Below are 17384 nucleotides of genomic sequence, written 5' to 3' on the forward strand. Positions count from 1 at the left end.
GCTCAGCCGCCGATCGCCCGCACCCCCGCGGTCACCACCACCGCGGCGGCGACGACCAGCAGGAAGGGTGCGCGCAGCACCAGCGCCACGGCGGCCGCGCCGAGCCCCGCCGCCCTGGCGTCCAGCACCAGGGCGTGCCCGTCGGCGAACGTCTGCTGGGCCGTGAGCGCGGCCAGCAGGGCGACGGGCAGCAGGGCGGCGAGCTGCCGGACGAGCGGCCGCTCCATGGCGCCGGCCGGCACGAGCAGTCCGGCGAGCTTGACGGCGTAGCAACCGAGGACGGTCAGGCCGATCGCTATCCAGGTGTTCACCGGCCCTCCTCCGTTCCGTCCGGTGCGGTCCTCCGGGTGCGTCCGATGCGCCGGCCCTCGACGAAGAGCGCCACCGGCGCCGCCAGCGCGGCCACCAGGACCGGTACGCCGGCCGGGAGGACGGGCAGCAGGCCGAGGCCCAGGACGACCGCCAGCCCCGCCACCGCACGCTCGGTGCGCGTCTTCAGCATGGGGGCGAGCAGGGCCAGGAAGACGGCGGGTCCGGCCGCGTCCAGCCCCCAGGCGTCGGTGTCCCCGATGGCCTTCGCACCCAGCGCGCCGAGCAGCGTGGTGAGGTTCCACAGCAGGTACAGGCTGAGCCCGGTCACGGTGAAACCGATCCGCGCGGCACGCCGGGTCGGCTGGGCCAGGGTCACGGCCGTGGTCTCGTCGATCACCCACTGGGCCGCGAACGGCCGCAGCGCGCGCGGGAGGGCGAGCAACTGCGACAGCCGCAGCCCGTAGAAGGCGTTGCGCACGCCGAGGAAGAAGGCGCCCGCGGCGGCCGTGAACGGGCTGCCGCCCGCGGCGAGCGCGCCCACCAGGGCGAACTGAGAGGCGCCGGTGAAGACCAGGAGGCTGAGCGCGCAGGTCTGGAGGAGTCCGAGTCCGCTGCCGGCCGAGGTGACCCCGAAGGCGAAGCCGGAAAGCCCCACCGCGACGCCGACGCCGAGGGCGTCCCGTACGACGGCGGAATCGGGCTTGGCGGTGTCTTCGGCGGACGTGTCCGCGAGTGCTGTCTGTTGTGCCACGCCCTGGACGGTACGTCCGGGCCTCAGTCCGGGTCTTGTACGTTCTTGCGCTCGCGCTGGTAGGCGCCCGGGGGCACGCCGACGATCCGGGCGAAGTGCCGGTTGAGGTGGGGCTGGTCGGTGAAGCCGACGGCGACGGCCGCCTCGGCGGGCGCGGTTCCCGCGTCGAGCAGCCGCCGCGCGCGGCGCACGCGCGCGTCGGTCAGCCAGGTGTGCGGCGGCATCCCGTAGGTGTCGCGGAACGCCCGCAGCAGGGCGAACGGGCTGGTCCCGAGGTCGGCGGCCAGGCGTTCCAGGGTCGGCGGCGCGGTCATCTCCTCCTCCAGTACGCCACGCGCGCGTGCCGCGATCAGAGCGCCGGCCGTCCGGCGCGGCCGCTGCGGCAGCGAGCCGCCGTTGAGCCGCAGCAGCCTGGTCACGGCCACCCGCAGCAGGGTGTCGGCGGCCAGCGCGTTGCCCTCCTCGGCGGCGCGCAGCACCTGGTGGACCAGGCGGACGGTGTACGGATCGTCGAGGACCGGGCTGACGAAGCCTGGGGTACCGCGGATCGTGGTGGTCTCGGCCGCTATCCCGGCCACCACCTCGGGCGACGGATACACCGCGCCGTAGCGCCAGCCCTCGGGGACCCCGGCCCGGCCCGTGTGCGGGGTGTCCGGGTTGACCAGCGCGAGGGCGCCCGCGCCCGCCGACACGTCGGAGCCCCGGTGGTGGAAGACCTCCACGCCGTCGGCGATGGCCGCGATCACGAAGTTCTCGTGGGTGTGCCGGACGAAGGTCTTGCGGATGTACCGGGCACGCAGCAGGTCGACACCGGGCAGCCGCTCGTACCGCCAGTGCCGTGCCCGCTCCGCCGAACCCGCCATACCTCCATTCTCCGCCAGCCCGGCGGGCCCCTGGCCGCGGGCGGCTCACGCCCGGGCCTGCCCCTTTCGCCCAGGTCAGCCCGATTGTCAGTGGCCGGGTGCAGGATGGAGGGCATGGTCAGCTCCGCACACCGAGCCCTCGACGGCTTCTCGCCCGCGACCCGCGGCTGGTTCACGGGGGCGTTCTCCGCGCCCACCGCGGCCCAGGCGGGCGCCTGGCGGGCCATCGGCGCGGGCTCGGACGTGCTGGTGGTGGCCCCCACCGGCTCGGGCAAGACGCTGGCCGCGTTCCTCGCCGCGCTGGACCAGCTCGCCTCGGCGCCTCCTCCGGCCGACCCGAAGAAGCGCTGCCGGGTGCTGTACGTGTCCCCGCTCAAGGCCCTCGCGGTCGATGTCGAGCGGAACCTGCGCAGCCCGCTGACCGGTATCCGCCAGGAGTCCGTGCGCCTCGGCCTGCCCGAGCCCGAGGTGAAGGTCGGCATCCGTTCCGGCGACACCCCGCCCGCCGAGCGCCGCGCGCTGTCCACGCGCCCGCCGGACATCCTGATCACGACCCCCGAGTCACTGTTCCTGATGCTGACCTCGGCCACGCGCGACGCGCTGACGGGCATCGAGACGGTGATCCTGGACGAGGTGCACGCGGTGGCGGGCACCAAGCGCGGCGCGCACCTCGCGCTGTCCCTGGAGCGGCTGGACGAACTGCTGCCGAGGCCCGCCCGCCGCATCGGGCTGTCGGCGACGGTGCGTCCGGTGGACGAGGTGGCCCGCTATCTCTCGCCCCGCCGCAAGGTGGAGATCGTCCAGCCGGAGTCCGGCAAGGAGTTCGACCTGTCCGTGGTCGTCCCGGTGGAGGACATGGGCGAGCTGGGCGGCTCCCCGGCGGCCGACAGCGGCGGCGACGGTGCCGAACGGCCCTCGATCTGGCCGCACGTCGAGGAGCGGATCACCGACCTGGTGCAGGCCCACCGGTCCACGATCGTGTTCGCGAACTCGCGGCGCCTGGCCGAGCGGCTGTGCAACCGGCTCAACGAGATCGCCTACGAGCGGGCGACCGGCGAGCCCCTGGACGAGCACCACTCACCGGCCGAGCTGATGGGCGGCTCGGGGGCGGCCCACGGCGCGCCCCCGGTGATCGCCCGCGCGCACCACGGCTCGGTCTCCAAGGAGCAGCGCGCCCTCGTCGAGGAGGACCTGAAGGCGGGCCGGCTGCCCGCCGTGGTCGCCACCTCCAGTCTGGAGCTGGGTATCGACATGGGCGCGGTGGACCTCGTCGTCCAGGTGGAGTCCCCGCCCTCGGTGGCCTCCGGGCTCCAGCGCGTCGGCCGCGCCGGCCACCAGGTGGGTGCCGTATCCACCGGCGTGGTCTTCCCCAAGTACCGGGGCGACCTGGTCCAGTCCGCCGTGGTCACCGAGCGGATGCGCTCCGGCGCCATCGAGTCCCTGCGGGTGCCCGCCAACCCGCTGGACGTGCTCGCCCAGCAGCTCGTCGCCATGACGGCGCTGGACACCTGGCAGTTCGACGACCTGCTGACCGTGATCCGCCGCGCGGCTCCCTTCGCCTCGCTCCCCGAGTCGGCGTTCACCGCGACGCTGGACATGCTGGCGGGCCGCTATCCGTCCGACGCGTTCGCGGAGCTGCGCCCGCGCGTGGTGTGGGACCGCGTGGCCGGCACGATCACCGGCCGGCCGGGCGCCCAGCGTCTCGCGGTCACCTCCGGCGGCACGATCCCCGACCGGGGCCTCTTCGGGGTCTTCCTCGCCGGTTCCGACCCCAAGAAGGGCGGCGGCCGGGTCGGCGAGCTCGACGAGGAGATGGTCTACGAGTCCCGGGTGGGGGACGTCTTCACGTTGGGCACCAGTTCGTGGCGCATCGAGGACATCACACGCGACCGTGTCCTGGTCTCCCCCGCGCCGGGTGTGCCGGGCAGGCTGCCCTTCTGGAAGGGCGACCAGCTGGGCCGTCCGCTCGAACTGGGCCGTGCGGTCGGCGCGTTCCTGCGCGAGGTGGGCTCGCTGCCGAAGGACGACGCCCGGCAGCGCCTGCTCCGCGCGGGCCTGGACGCCTGGGCGGTGGACAACGTCCTGTCCTACCTGAGCGAACAGCGTGAGGCCTGCGGGCACGTCCCGGACGACCGCACGATCGTGGTCGAGCGCTTCCGTGACGAGCTGGGCGACTGGCGGGTCGTCGTCCACTCCCCCTTCGGCGCCCAGGTCCACGCCCCCTGGGCCCTCGCCCTGGGCGCCCGCCTGTCCGAGCGGTACGGCATGGACGCTCAGGTCATGCACGCCGACGACGGCATCGTGCTGCGCCTGCCGGACGCCGACCTGATGGGCCTGGACCTGCTCGACCAGGAACCGATGAGGGCCGGCGCCGAGTACGACAGCGAGCAGGCCCCGATCGGCGCCGGGGACGTCGCCTTCGACAAGGGCGAGGTCGGCCAGATCGTCACCGACCAGGTCGGCAGCTCCGCCCTGTTCGCCTCCCGGTTCCGCGAATGCGCCGCCCGCGCGCTGCTGCTGCCGCGCCGCAACCCGGGCAAGCGAACCCCGCTGTGGCAGCAGCGCCAGCGGGCCGCGCAGCTGCTCCAGGTGGCGAGCGAGTTCGGCTCGTTCCCGATCGTCCTGGAGGCGATCCGCGAATGCCTCCAGGACGTCTTCGACGTCCCCGGGCTCGTCGAGCTGATGGGCGACATCGAGTCCCGCAAGGTCCGCCTGGTCGAGGTCACCACCCCCGAGCCGTCCCCCTTCGCCCGCTCCCTCCTCTTCGGCTACGTCGCCCAGTTCCTCTACGAGGGCGACTCGCCGCTCGCCGAGCGCCGCGCGGCCGCGCTCTCCCTGGACTCCCGGCTGCTTGCCGAGCTGCTGGGGCAGGCGGAGCTGCGCGAACTGCTCGACGCCGACGTGCTGACCGAGCTGGAGCGCGAGCTGCAGTGGCTGACGGAGGACCGCCGGGTCAAGGACGTCGAGGGGGTCGCCGACCTCCTGCGTCTGCTCGGCCCGCTGACCGACGCCGAGCTGGCCGAGCGGGGCGCCGAGCCCCAGTGGGCGCGGGACCTGGCCGTCGTCCGCCGGGCCATCCGGGTGCGCATCGCCGGCACCGACCACTGGGCGGCCGTGGAGGACGCGGGCCGCCTGCGGGACGCTCTCGGCACAGCGCTGCCCGTGGGTGTCCCCGAGGCCTTCACCGAACCGGTCAAGGACCCGCTCGGCGACCTCCTCGCGCGGTACGCCCGCACCCACGGCCCCTTCACCTCGGCCACGGCGGCGGCCCGCTTCGGTCTGGGCGTGGCGGTCACCGAGGGTGCCCTGCAGCGACTGGCCGCGGCCGGCCGGGTCGTCCAGGGTGAGTTCCACCCGGCGGGCATCGGCCAGGAATGGTGCGACGCGGCCGTACTGCGACGGCTGCGCCGCCGTTCCCTGGCGGCCCTGCGCCATGAGCTCGAACCCGTGCCGCCCGCCGCGCTCGCCCAGTTCCTGCCCCAGTGGCAGCACATCGGCAAGGGGCACGAGCTGCGCGGCATCGACGGGCTGGTGCGTGCCATCGAGCAGTTGCAGGGCGCCTCCGTGCCCGCCTCCGCGCTGGAGAAGCTGGTCCTGCCCTCACGCGTAGCCGGCTACACGCCCTCGATGCTCGACGAACTCACCGCGGCCGGCGAGGTCGTGTGGGCCGGGGCGGGCGCCCTGCCGGGCAAGGACGGCTGGGTCTCCCTGTACATGGCGGACGCGGCTCCGGTGCTGCTGCCCCAGCCGCATCCGCTGGAGCTGACGGCGCTTCACCAGTCCGTGCTGGACACCCTTTCCGGCGGCTACGGCCTGTTCTTCCGCCAGATCGCCGACCAGGTGCGCGCCACCACGCACCCCGAGGCCGGCGATCCCCAACTGGCCGACGCCCTGTGGGATCTGGCCTGGTCGGGACGGCTCACCAACGACACCCTCACCCCGATGCGCGCCCTGCTCGGCTCCGGCCGGACCGCGGGCTCCACGGCCCACCGCGCCAAGCGCACCGTCCCGCGCGGCCGTTACGGCTCCCTGACCGCCGCGGCCCGCGCCAGCTCGCGCACCGGACCGCCGACGGTGGCCGGCCGCTGGTCCCTCCTCCCCGCGTCGGAGCCGGACGCCACGGTGCGCGCGCACGCGCTGGCCCGCACCCTGCTCGACCGGCACGGTGTGGTCACCCGGGGAGCGGTGGCCGCCGAAGGCGTCGAGGGCGGCTTCTCCGCGGTGTACCGCGTGCTGTCCGCCTTCGAGGACAGCGGACAGGCCAGGCGGGGTTACGTGGTCGAGGGGCTGGGCGCCGCGCAGTTCGCGATGGACGGTGCGGTCGACCGCCTCCGCGCGGTCTCCAACGCCCGCGAACGCGGCCAGGGTCTGCCCAACGGCTTCGGCGGCGACCACGGCACCGCTGACTTCTCCACCGACGGCCACGCGGTCCCGGACCGGAACACCGCCGGTCACACCACTCCCGGCGGTTTCGAGCAGGCCGACGGCGGACTGGCCCATCCCGGCCTCGACGGCGACTTCACCTGGCCGCCGGACGAATCGGCACGGCCGGGAGACGGCGAGTTCTCCTGGCCACCCGGGAACAACAGCCCCGCCCCGGACGAGTACGTCTCCCCACGCGACCGCACCCCGGCGGCCCCCTTCGCCGCTCCCGGCTACGGCGGCCCCAGAGGCGGCGGTTCAAGTTACGGCCCGTACGGGAACCGCGATTTCGGTGACCGCCGCGGCCGGACCTCCTCCCCCGACCCGCGTGCCGCGGTCCTCGCCGCGGCCGATCCCGCCAGCGCCTACGGCGCGGCCCTCCCCTGGCCCGAACCGCCGGCCGGAGCGGGGCACAAGCCGGGCCGTAAGGCCGGCTCGCTCGTGGTGCTGGTGGAGGGCGAGCTGACGCTGTACATGGAGCGCGGCGGCAAGACCCTGCTGGCCTGGCCCGCCGACCCGGACGCGGCCGCCGGCGACGATCCACGCCTGCGCACGGCCGCCCAGGCCCTGGCCTCGGCCGCCCGCGCGGGCTCCCTGGGCACGGTCACTGTCGAGCGGATCAACGGCGCCCAGGCCCTGACCTCTCCCCTGGGATCCCTGCTGGAAGGAGCCGGCTTCATCGCGACCCCGCGCGGCCTGCGCCTGCGCGCCTGAGACACGGCGGCCACCGCGCCCCGCGCCCACCTCCGTACATCACCCGTCCGTGGCACCCTTGACGCATGCCCGAAGGTGACACGGTCTGGCAGGCCGCGAAACGGCTGCACGAGGCCCTCGCGGGCAAGATGCTGATCCGCAGTGACTTCCGGGTACCGCAGTACGCGACGGTCGATCTCACCGGCCGCGCGGTGCTGAGCACGATCGCGCGCGGCAAGCATCTGCTCACCCGCTTCGAGGGCGGCCTGACCCTGCACACGCATCTGCGCATGGAGGGCGCCTGGAAGGTGTACGGCACCGATGACCGCTGGCGCGGCGGCCCGGCCCACCAGATCCGGGTGATCCTCGGCACCACCGACCGCACGGCCGTCGGCTACCGCCTCCCGCTGCTGGAGTTCCTGCGCACCGGCGAGGAGGAACAGGCCGTCGGCCACCTCGGCCCCGATCTGCTCGGCCCGGACTGGAACCCCGAGCTCGCCCTCACCAACCTGCTCGCCGACCCCGGCCGTCCGCTCGGCGAGGCCCTGCTCGACCAGCGAAACCTGGCCGGCATCGGCAACGTCTACAAGTGCGAGCTCTGCTTCCTGCTCGGCGCGACCCCCTGGTTGCCCGTCGGCGCCCTGCCGGCGGACCGCGCCGCCCGGCTGGTCGGGCTTGCCAAGAAGCTGCTGGAGAGCAATCGCGACCGCCCGGTCCGGCAGACCACGGGCCTGCACCGGCAGGACCTCTTCGTGTACGGCCGCGCTCCACGTCCGTGCCTGCGCTGCCGCACTTCGATCCGGGTCGCCGACCAGGGCGACGGCTACCAGGAACGCCCCACCTACTGGTGCCCGAACTGCCAGACGGGCCCGGCGCCCGCGCGGGGCACGGCCCAGGCTTGGCGTGAGCGCCACCCCCGCAGGTCGTGGTCCAGATGATCGACGCTCCGTCAAAAACGCCCGTCACCGCGGTTCAGCCGGTGCGGTGTCCGATTCGCGGCCGTCGCGCCGGACCGGGTCCGCATCCCCCGAACTGGGGCCCGGCACCGCCGTGATGGCCACCCCCGCCCGCCAGGCGGCCGTCCACCGTCCCGCCGCCACGGCACCCGTCGCCCGTGGCTTGGGAACGCAGTGCACCGGCAGAACGCTGAGCCCCCAGCCACCGATGGCGACGGCTCCCTCGATGACGCCCGCACCCTGCCCGAGGGCGATCCGGAGCACGGCCCACCACCACACGGCGCCCAGCCCGAGAGCGGCTCCCCAGCGCAGCATCCGTATCACCATGGCCGCCACCTCCAGCCGGACGCCGGAACACCGCCCGACCCGCACGGGGGGCGCACCGAGGGCTCACTGACGCAAGGACACCGGGCACGCGATCCGGCGCGGAGTGGCCGGCCCGGGGCGGCGGCTCCTCACGCGTTCTCCGCCTGGAACATCCAGTGGTGCTTCTCCAGGTCGGCGGTGATCCCGATGAAGATGTCCTGGGAGACCGGATCGGGCTCGCCGGTGGCCGCCACCCGCTCCCGCATCCGCGTGATCACCGCGCCCAGCGCGTCGACCATCGCCCGGACCGCGTCGGCGTCCTTGATCCAGCCGGCCGGAGTGTTTCCGATGCCGCTGGTGGCGGCGACCGTGGACGCGCGGCCGTCCGGGGGGACGCCGAGGGCCGAGGCCCGCTCGGCCACCGTGTCGGAGTGGGTGCGCGCGGAGGCGACGACCTCGTCGAGCTGGAGGTGGATGGACCGGAAGCGGGGTCCGACGACGTTCCAGTGGATCTGCTTGGCGACCAGTGAGAGGTCGACCAGGTCCACCAGGGCGCCCTGCAAGGCCTCGGAGACGGTCTTCATTGCCTCATCGGGCAGCGGGCTCTTCACGACGTACATCCGCTTCCTCCGGTGGGTTCGGCGCCGGTCAGGTCACCTCCACGATGACCGCCGCGCCGGGTACCGGCAAATGGGCGCAGCCCCGGGCGTGAGCACGCGGACGTGACAGAAGCCCCGGCGGGGCCTCCCAGGATCCGCCTGGGAGGCCCCACCAGGGCTTCACACGTATCGGGTGGTCAGACCGTGCTCGCGGACGTCACGCGGCGACCACGTCCACCGCTTCGGCGGGGGCCTTGATGGTCACCCGTTCCGGCGGCACACCGGTCACCGACACGGAACCCAGCATCGGACGGACCGGCGTGGGCACGGGCTCGGTGGCCGTGGCGGACTGGGCCAGCTCGGCGAGCGCCAGCTCGTCGCTCACTTCCCGCATGAGTTCCGACATCCGTACGTCCAGCGCGTCGCAGATGGCGGAGAGCAGCTCGGAGGAAGCCTCCTTCTGCCCCCGCTCCACCTCGGAGAGATAGCCGAGTGAGACTCGGGCGGACGAGGAGACTTCGCGCAGAGTACGGCCCTGGCGTTGGCGCTGCCGACGCAGCACGTCACCCAGCAGGCGACGGAGCAGAATCATCGGTGGCTCCCTCCTCGGACCGCGTAGCCGCATCCTTCTCGCCCCACCGTACCGCCTTGCGCCGCGGCCGTGCGGGGAGCGATGTCGTGTTCACTCAGGGCTGCAAACATCAAAACCCCCCGTTCCGTTCCGTATCCTGTGCCCGCTCATTCCCGGTCTGTTCGCCCGCAAGCTCCTTCAGAAGCAGTGCGAGTACGCTCCGTACACTCTCCATACGAATTTCCGCACGGTCGCCGTTCAACCGCAGCGCCTCCACTTTTCCGCCACCGGCAGAAGCCGGGCGGGTGGTGAGCGGCCCGTCGACGGCGACGAAGACCGTCCCGACGGGCCGGTCGTCCTGCGGGTCGGGCCCGGCCACTCCGGTCGTCGCGAGGCCCCAGTCGGCACCCAGGGCTTTGCGTACCCCGGCCGCCATCTCTGCCGCCACCTGCGGATCCACCGCGCCGCGCTCCGCCAGCAGGGTGGCGTCGACCCCCAGCAGTTCACGCTTCAGCTCGGTGGCGTAGGCGGTGACCGAGCCGCGGAAGACCTTGGACGCCCCGGGGACGGCCGTGATCTCCGCCGCCACCAGTCCACCGGTCAGCGACTCCGCGACGGCGAGACTCTCGCCCCTCACGGTCAGTAGTCGCACCAGTTCGGTGGCCGGGGAACTCACGCGTCCTTCTCCTCCAACACCGCCGCGCGCTCGGCGATTCCCCGCCGGCGCAGCACAATGGCCTGTCGTACGTAGTCGAGGCCGGTGACGACGGTGAGCACGACCGCCGCGGCCATCACCCAGAACCTCAGGGTGGCCAGCCACCCCGTCAGTGCCAGGACGTACATCCCGACGGCGACGCCCTGGATGAGCGTCTTGAGCTTGCCGCCCCGGCTCGCGGGGATCACGCCATAGCGAATGACGAGAAAACGCAGCAGCGTGATGCCGAGTTCCCGGCCCAGGATCACGATGGTGACCCACCACGGCAGATCGCCCAGGGCCGACAGACAGATGAGCGCCGCACCCATGATCGCCTTGTCGGCGATGGGGTCGGCGATCTTTCCGAAGTCGGTAACCAGGTTGTAGGTGCGTGCCAGGTGCCCGTCGAACAGGTCGGTGATCATGGCGACGGCGAAGGCCGCCCAGGCGAGCGAGCGCCAGGCCGGGTCGTAGCCGCCGTCCGCCAGCATCAGCGCCACGAAGCCGGGCACGAGGAGCAGCCGGAGCATCGTCAGCAGATTGGCGACGTTCCACACGCTGGCCTGGTTGACGGCCGCCGCCGTCAGTTTCCCGCCGCGCACGGGACGCGCTCCGCCCTCCGGGCCGGGGGCCGGAGCGGAAGAACGAGGGGCGGAGCCGGAGACCTCGCCGGCGCCGCCGTCTGCGGCGGCGGAACCCCGGGCGCCCTGCGCACCGGTGGAGCCGCCCGCGGCGGATGCCGGGACTCCGGTCATCTGCCCGCCTCCTCACTGCACGACGGCGAGCCCGCCAGCGGCTCGGCGACCAGGTCGACACCTTCCGTGCCGACCACCTTCGCCTCGACCATACGTCCCACACTCAGGCCCTCGCCGCTCGTGAGCAGCACCTGGCCGTCCGTCTCCGGGGCCTGGTGCGCGGCCCGGCCGTACACGCCGTCCTCCCCGTCGACGGACTCCACGAGGACGTGCACGGTCTCCCCGAGGCGCTCCTCGGCGCGCTGGGAGACGAGTTCCTCGGCGAGCCGGGAGACGCGGGCGAGGCGCTCGGCGACGACGTCCTCGTCGAGCTTGTTGTCGTACGTGGCCGCTTCCGTGCCCTCCTCGTCGGAGTAGCCGAAGACACCGATGGCGTCCAGCCGGGCGCCGTTCAGGAAGCGCTCCAGTTCGGCCAGGTCGGCCTCGCTCTCGCCGGGGAAGCCGACGATGAAGTTGGAGCGCACGCCGGCCTGCGGGGCCTTGCCGCGGATAGTGTCCAGCAGTTCCAGGAAGCGGTCGGTGTCGCCGAAGCGGCGCATGGCGCGCAGCACGCCGGGCGCGGAGTGCTGGAAGGACAGGTCGAAGTAGGGCACGACCTTCGGGGTGGAGGTCAGGACGTCGATCAGGCCCGGGCGCATCTCGGCCGGCTGCAGGTAGCTCACGCGCACCCGCTCGAGGCCGTCGACCTCCGCCAGCTCGGGCAGGAGGGACTCCAGCAGGCGGATGTCGCCCAGGTCCTTGCCGTAGGAGGTGTTGTTCTCGGAGACCAGCATGATCTCCTTCACCCCCTGCTCGGCCAGCCAGCGGGTCTCGTTCAGCACGTCGCTCGGGCGGCGGGAGATGAAGGAGCCGCGGAAGGAGGGGATGGCGCAGAAGGAGCAGCGCCGGTCGCAGCCGGAGGCGAGCTTGACCGAGGCGACCGGCGAGCCGTCGAGACGGCGGCGCAGGGGCGCGCGCGGGCCGGAGGCGGGCGCGACGCCCTCCGGGAGGTCGGTCGGGCCGTGGCCGGGCAGGGCCACGGCGGCGGCGGAATCCTGCCGCTCGGCGGGGCTGATCGGCAGCAGCTTGCGACGGTCGCGCGGGGTGTGCGCGGCGTGGATGCCGCCGGAGAGGATGGTCTGCAGGCGGTCGGAGATGTCGGCGTAGTCGTCGAAACCGAGCACGCCGTCGGCCTCGGGCAGCGCCGCGGCCAGTTCGTTGCCGTACCGCTCGGCCATGCAGCCCACCGCCACCACGGCCTGGGTTCTGCCATGGTCCTTGAGGTCGTTGGCCTCCAGAAGGGCGTCGACGGAGTCCTTCTTGGCGGCCTCGACGAAACCACAGGTGTTGACCACGGCGACATCGGCGTCCGCGGCGTCCTCGACGAGCTGCCAGCCGTCCGCCTCCAAACGGCCTGCGAGCTCCTCCGAGTCCACCTCGTTACGGGCGCAGCCAAGAGTGACGAGTGCGACGGTACGGCGTTCAGGCATGGGCTCAAGACTACTTTGTCTGGCTGACACCCCACGTCGACGGGGTTGGCCGATGTTGGCCAACCCCGTCACATCCGTGCCCCGTCTGCGCTTATCCGGCCTCGGGGTCGCCCTTCGTGTACGTGAGACGCTCCACGGCGCCCGGCCGGAAGTCGTCCTCGATCTTCTTGCCGTTGACGTACAGCTCGATGGCGCCGGCGTCACCCAGGATCAAATTGATCTTGGAGCTGTCCTGGAAGGTCTTGGACTCGCCCTTCTTCAGCAGCCCGTCGAAGAGCATCCGGCCGTTGTGGTCCTTGGCGGAGATCCAGCTGCGCCCGTTCGGCGCGCTGACCTGGACGGTGACCTTGTCCTGCGGCGCGGCCGCGATGGCGCTGTCGGACGGCTCGGACGACGGCGCGGCGGGCTTGTCCTTCTTGGCAGTGGGCGAGGACGACTTGCTGGGCTTGGGCGAGGCTCCCTCGGCGACCTGCGACTTGGCGTCGTTGCCGCTGTCGCCGCCCTTGAAGGCGGTGAACCCGACGAAACCGACGACGGCGACGATCGCGGCGACCATGGCCGCGGTCCAGTTGGGCCCCCGGCGCTCGGGGCGGATACGTTCCGCCTCGAACATCGGCGCGGCGGGGGTGGGCGCGGGCCGCCCGCCGTGCTCGGCGTCGTACTGCGTGATCAACGGGGCGGGGTCGAGTCGCACGGCCCTGGCCAGCGTGCGGATGTGCCCGCGCGCGTACACGTCACCGCCGCAGGGGGCGAAGTCGTCGGCCTCGATGGCGTGCACGATGGCGATACGGACGCGGGTGGCGCTGCTGACGTCGTCGACCGTGAGGCCGGCCGCGATGCGCGCCTGCCGCAGGGTACGGCCGACGGAGGGACGGGCTTCCTCGGACACGTCGTGGAACGGACGCTCGTCTTCAGGGGAGTTGCCGATGGACACGGGGGCGCCTTTCGAGCGTGTGAGCCACCTGTGCTGGAGGTTCAGTCTAGGCGGGTACGAAAGGGTGGGGCGACCGGGCGGGGGGTCTTTGTACGCCATCGGTATGGCCCGACAACCCGATGGTGGGACAGACACATACCCCAGGACGGGATCCGTACCGGTCCTTTCGCTCAACTTGACGTACAGCGAGGGGAAACGGTTGCTCGGCGCTCCCTAACGGGTGGATCACGACGCTGCCGCCACCCGGCGTAACCCCGACACGCCGGGCGGCCCGCTGCCCTACCCGTCTGACTCCCCACGGATCACCGCGAGTACGCCGTCCAGCTCGTCGGGTTTCACGAGAACGTCACGTGCCTTCGAACCCTCGCTCGGTCCCACGATGTTGCGGGACTCCATCAGATCCATGAGCCGTCCCGCCTTGGCGAAGCCGACCCGGAGCTTGCGCTGCAGCATGGACGTCGACCCGAACTGGGTGGAGACGACCAGCTCGGCGGCCTGGCACAGCAGGTCGAGGTCGTCGCCGATGTCCTCGTCGATCTCCTTCTTCTGCTTGGTGCCCACGGTGACGTCGTCGCGGAAGACGGGCGCCATCTGGTCCTTGCAGTGCTGCACGACGAGCGCGACCTCGGCCTCGGTCACGAACGCGCCCTGCATACGCGTGGGCTTGTTCGCGCCCATCGGCAGGAAGAGGCCGTCGCCCTTGCCGATCAGCTTCTCGGCGCCGGGCTGGTCGAGGATGACCCGGGAGTCGGCGAGCGAGGAGGTGGCGAACGCCAGCCGGGAGGGCACGTTCGCCTTGATCAGGCCGGTGACCACGTCGACCGAGGGGCGCTGGGTGGCGAGCACCAGGTGGATGCCGGCCGCGCGTGCGAGCTGCGTGATGCGCACGATGGCGTCCTCGACGTCCCGCGGGGCGACCATCATCAGGTCGGCCAGCTCGTCCACGATCACCAGCAGGTACGGGTACGGCTGGAGCTCGCGCTCGCTGCCCTCCGGCGGCTTGACCTTGCCCTCGCGGACGGCGCGGTTGAAGTCGTCGATGTGCCGGTAGCCGTAGGCGGCGAGGTCGTCGTAGCGCAGGTCCATCTCGCGGACCACCCACTGCAGGGCCTCGGCGGCCCGCTTGGGGTTGGTGATGATCGGCGTGATCAGGTGCGGGATGCCCTCGTAGGCGGTCAGTTCCACGCGCTTGGGGTCGACGAGGATCATCCGGACGTCCTCCGGGGTCGCCCGCATCATGATCGAGGTGATCAGGCAGTTGATGCAGGACGACTTGCCCGATCCGGTGGCGCCCGCGACCAGCATGTGCGGCATCTTCGCCAGCGAGTGCATCACGTACCCGCCCTCGACGTCCTTGCCGAAGGCGACCAGCATCGGGTCGTCGTCCTCGGCGGACTCCGCCAGGCGCAGCACGTCACCGAGGTTGACCATCTCCCGGTCGGTGTTCGGGATCTCGATGCCGACCGCCGACTTGCCGGGGATGGGGCTGATGATCCGCACGTCGGGGCTGGCGACGGCGTACGCGATGTTCTTCGTCAGCGCGGTGATCCGCTCGACCTTCACGGCGGGGCCGAGCTCGACCTCGTAGCGGGTGACCGTCGGACCGCGGGTGAAACCGGTGACGGCCGCGTCGACCTTGAACTCGGTGAAGACCTGGGTGAGCGAGGCGACGACCGCGTCGTTGGCCGCGCTCCGCGCCTTGCCGGGACCGCCCCGGGTGAGCAGGTCGAGCGACGGCAGCGCATAGGTGATATCACCGGACAGCTGGAGCTGCTCCGCGCGCGCGGGCAGGTCGCGGGGCTCGTCGGGGGCCTTCTTGGTCAGGTCGGGAACGCCGCCGGTGGACAGCCTCTCCTGCTTGGGGCGGGCGGCCGGGACCGGCGTCGGGACCGGCACCGGATCCGGCGGGGGCACCGGGGTGGGCACCGGGGTGGTGTCCTCGCGTTCGCCCACGCTCACGCCCTGGGTGAGGTCGGCGACGACCGGGGACGGCGGCATGCCGTGCATAACGGCACCGTCGAGCGCGGCCGCTGCGGCCGACGCGACGTCCACCGCGTCCATCCGGCGCCGCGGATCGGGCTGCGGCACCGCGGAGCGCCTCGGGCGGCCGCGGCGCTGCGAGAGCGCGTCCTCCTCGGCTCCCTCGGGGTCGTACGCCTGCGGAGCGCCCCGGCGCCCGCGGGGGCGCGCGGACGGCGCCTCGCGCCACTGTTCGTCGTACCGCTCGTCGTCCCCGGTGGCCTCGAACTCCTGCGGGTCGGACAGCAGGCCGAGGCGCACCCCGAGCCCGCGCAGGCGCTGCGGGATGGCGTTGACCGGGGTGGCCGTCACCACGAGCAGCCCGAAGACGGTCAGCAGCACCAGCAGCGGTACGGCGAGCACCTCGGTCATGGTGTACGTCAACGGGGTCGCCGCCGCCCAGCCGATGAGGCCGCCGGCGTCCCTTATGGCCTGCATGCCGGAGCTGCGGGCGGGCGCGCCGCAGGCGATGTGCACCTGCCCGAGAACGCCGATGACCAGAGCGGACAGACCGATCACGATCCGGCCGTTGGCCTCCGGCTGCTCCGGGTGCCGCATGAAGCGGACGGCGATCACCGCGAGCAGTATCGGCACCAGCAGATCGAGCCGTCCGAAGGCGCCGGTGACCAGGATCTCCACCAGGTCGCCGACGGGACCGCGCAGATCGGCCCAGGTGCCGGCGGCGACGATCAGCGCGAGACCGAAGAGCAGCAGTGCGACGCCGTCCTTGCGGTGGGCCGGGTCGAGGTTCTTCGCGCCCTGCCCTATGCCGCGGAAGACGGCGCCGACGGCGTGCGCGAGCCCGAGCCAGAGGGCGCGCACGAGCCGGTACACGCCCCCCGTGGGGCTCGGAGCCGGCCTGGGCGGCGCGGCCTTCTTCGCCGGGGCCCTCCTGGCGGGCGCCTTCTTGGCCGGGGCCTTCTTGGCGGCGGCCTTCCTCGCCGCAGCCTTAGCGGGAGCGGCCGCCTTCTTGGCGGGCGGCTTCTTGGCTGCGGAGGGACGTGAGGCCATGGGTGTGAGATTACCGGGGGAGACGACAGCGGACACGTGTGCCCACTGCTTCACCCGTTCGTGTCGCCCCGGCCGAGGCGCGGAACTGACGCACGCTCATGGGCAACTGCCTTCCCGGCGGACGTCAGTTCTGCGTCGGCACCGACTGGCTGCCGGTGCCCGCGCCCGGCTCCAGGGCGTCCAGCGCCCGCCGCAGTCCCGTCAGTTTCCGCTCCAGATGGGCGGCCGTGGCCACCGCGGCGGCATCCGCGGACTCGTCGTCCAGCTGCTTCGACAGCGCCTCGGCCTGCTCCTCGACGGCCGCCAGACGCGCGGACAGTTCGGCGAGCAGCCCCGCGGACTCCTTGCCGCCGACCGCGCTCTTGCCGCCACCCTCCAACTGCAGCCGCAGCAGCGCCGCCTGCTCCCGCAGCTGGCAGTTCTTCATGTACAGCTCGACGAACACGGAGACCTTCGCCCGCAGCACCCACGGGTCGAACGGCTTGGAGATGTAGTCCACCGCGCCGGCCGCGTAGCCCCGGAAGGTGTGGTGCGGGCCGTGGTTGATCGCGGTGAGGAAGATGATCGGGATGTCCCGGGTCCGCTCACGCCGCTTGATGTGCGCGGCGGTCTCGAATCCGTCCATGCCCGGCATCTGGACATCCAGCAGAATGACCGCGAAATCGTCCGTGAGCAGTGCCTTGAGCGCTTCCTCCCCGGACGATGCCCGCACCAGCGTCTGATCGAGCGCAGAGAGGATGGCCTCCAGCGCCAGCAGATTCTCCGGCCGGTCATCGACCAGGAGGATCTTGGCCTTCTGCACCATGGCCCGCCCTCCTCGCCCCGGCGGTACACCGGGCGCCGCCCCAGGGGACGACTCCGTTTCGCCGCCCGTCCTTGTGCCGGTCATCGTAGCCGCACCCTGCCCGTCGCCACACCCTGTCACCGCGATGTCACTGTGCACACAACGGTAACGCCCTGGGTGACCTGAAGGTTCCCGGAATCCGGGATTCCCACACGAGCCGGCACACGGCCCGGCACCCCGCACTC

The 17384-nt window shown here is 72.6% G+C and carries 14 protein-coding genes; 2 read left to right on the forward strand and 12 right to left on the reverse strand.

Annotated features, from left to right (window positions below):
- Positions 1–2 precede the first annotated feature (2 nt).
- From ACZ6B1_RS32145 to ACZ6B1_RS32155, 3 genes are read right to left on the reverse strand one after another with little or no spacing between them, the layout of a single operon-like run.
- Positions 3–311, reverse strand: a complete 309-nt coding sequence (locus ACZ6B1_RS32145) for an AzlD domain-containing protein (protein ID WP_468784190.1) — start codon at positions 309–311, stop codon at positions 3–5.
- Positions 308–1063: an AzlC family ABC transporter permease gene (locus ACZ6B1_RS32150; RefSeq protein ID WP_468784192.1), complete on the reverse strand. Its 756-nt coding sequence runs from the start codon at positions 1061–1063 to the stop codon at positions 308–310. Before ACZ6B1_RS32150 ends, ACZ6B1_RS32145 begins: the two co-directional genes overlap by 4 nt.
- A 23-nt stretch (positions 1064–1086) precedes the next feature.
- Positions 1087–1926, reverse strand: coding sequence for an AraC family transcriptional regulator (locus tag ACZ6B1_RS32155; protein ID WP_468784194.1), 840 nt, complete (start codon positions 1924–1926; stop codon positions 1087–1089).
- A gap of 114 nt (positions 1927–2040) precedes the next feature.
- Between ACZ6B1_RS32155 and ACZ6B1_RS32160 the strand changes: the two genes are divergently transcribed.
- Positions 2041–7062 carry an ATP-dependent helicase gene (locus ACZ6B1_RS32160; protein ID WP_468784196.1) on the forward strand — a complete coding sequence of 1674 codons (5022 nt, stop codon included), beginning with the start codon at positions 2041–2043 and terminating at the stop codon, positions 7060–7062.
- A gap of 65 nt (positions 7063–7127) precedes the next feature.
- Positions 7128–7979 (forward strand): Fpg/Nei family DNA glycosylase, encoded by an 852-nt coding sequence (locus tag ACZ6B1_RS32165; protein ID WP_468784198.1) that lies wholly within the window; start codon positions 7128–7130, stop codon positions 7977–7979.
- Positions 7980–8003: 24 nt separating this feature from the next.
- Here the strand turns inward: ACZ6B1_RS32165 and ACZ6B1_RS32170 are convergent, their stop codons facing one another.
- The 9 genes from ACZ6B1_RS32170 to ACZ6B1_RS32210 all read right to left on the reverse strand — a co-directional run bounded on the left by ACZ6B1_RS32170 (position 8004) and on the right by ACZ6B1_RS32210 (position 17160).
- Positions 8004–8324: a hypothetical protein gene (locus ACZ6B1_RS32170; RefSeq protein ID WP_468784200.1), complete on the reverse strand. Its 321-nt coding sequence runs from the start codon at positions 8322–8324 to the stop codon at positions 8004–8006.
- Between the two features lie 128 nt (positions 8325–8452).
- Positions 8453–8923: a Dps family protein gene (locus ACZ6B1_RS32175; protein ID WP_468784202.1), complete on the reverse strand. Its 471-nt coding sequence runs from the start codon at positions 8921–8923 to the stop codon at positions 8453–8455.
- A 196-nt stretch (positions 8924–9119) separates the two neighbouring features.
- The gene (locus tag ACZ6B1_RS32180; protein WP_143637031.1) at positions 9120–9494 is read right to left on the reverse strand and encodes a helix-turn-helix domain-containing protein; all 375 of its coding nucleotides are present in this window, start codon (positions 9492–9494) and stop codon (positions 9120–9122) included.
- A gap of 109 nt (positions 9495–9603) precedes the next feature.
- On the reverse strand, positions 9604–10149 hold the full coding sequence (locus ACZ6B1_RS32185) for a CinA family protein (protein ID WP_468784204.1): 546 nt from the start codon (positions 10147–10149) through the stop codon (positions 9604–9606).
- The gene (gene pgsA, locus ACZ6B1_RS32190) at positions 10146–10922 is read right to left on the reverse strand and encodes a CDP-diacylglycerol--glycerol-3-phosphate 3-phosphatidyltransferase (protein ID WP_468784206.1); all 777 of its coding nucleotides are present in this window, start codon (positions 10920–10922) and stop codon (positions 10146–10148) included. Before pgsA ends, ACZ6B1_RS32185 begins: the two co-directional genes overlap by 4 nt.
- Positions 10919–12391 (reverse strand): 30S ribosomal protein S12 methylthiotransferase RimO, encoded by a 1473-nt coding sequence (gene rimO, locus ACZ6B1_RS32195; protein ID WP_468784208.1) that lies wholly within the window; start codon positions 12389–12391, stop codon positions 10919–10921. Before rimO ends, pgsA begins: the two co-directional genes overlap by 4 nt.
- Positions 12392–12482: 91 nt before the next feature.
- Positions 12483–13325, reverse strand: a complete 843-nt coding sequence (locus ACZ6B1_RS32200; RefSeq protein WP_468784210.1) for a helix-turn-helix domain-containing protein — start codon at positions 13323–13325, stop codon at positions 12483–12485.
- Positions 13326–13604: 279 nt separating this feature from the next.
- The gene (locus tag ACZ6B1_RS32205) at positions 13605–16355 is read right to left on the reverse strand and encodes a DNA translocase FtsK (protein ID WP_468784212.1); all 2751 of its coding nucleotides are present in this window, start codon (positions 16353–16355) and stop codon (positions 13605–13607) included.
- A 124-nt stretch (positions 16356–16479) separates the two neighbouring features.
- Positions 16480–17160: a response regulator gene (locus ACZ6B1_RS32210; protein WP_468784214.1), complete on the reverse strand. Its 681-nt coding sequence runs from the start codon at positions 17158–17160 to the stop codon at positions 16480–16482.
- Positions 17161–17384: the final 224 nt, after the last annotated feature.

This window comes from Streptomyces sp. NPDC041129, from assembly GCF_055592265.1.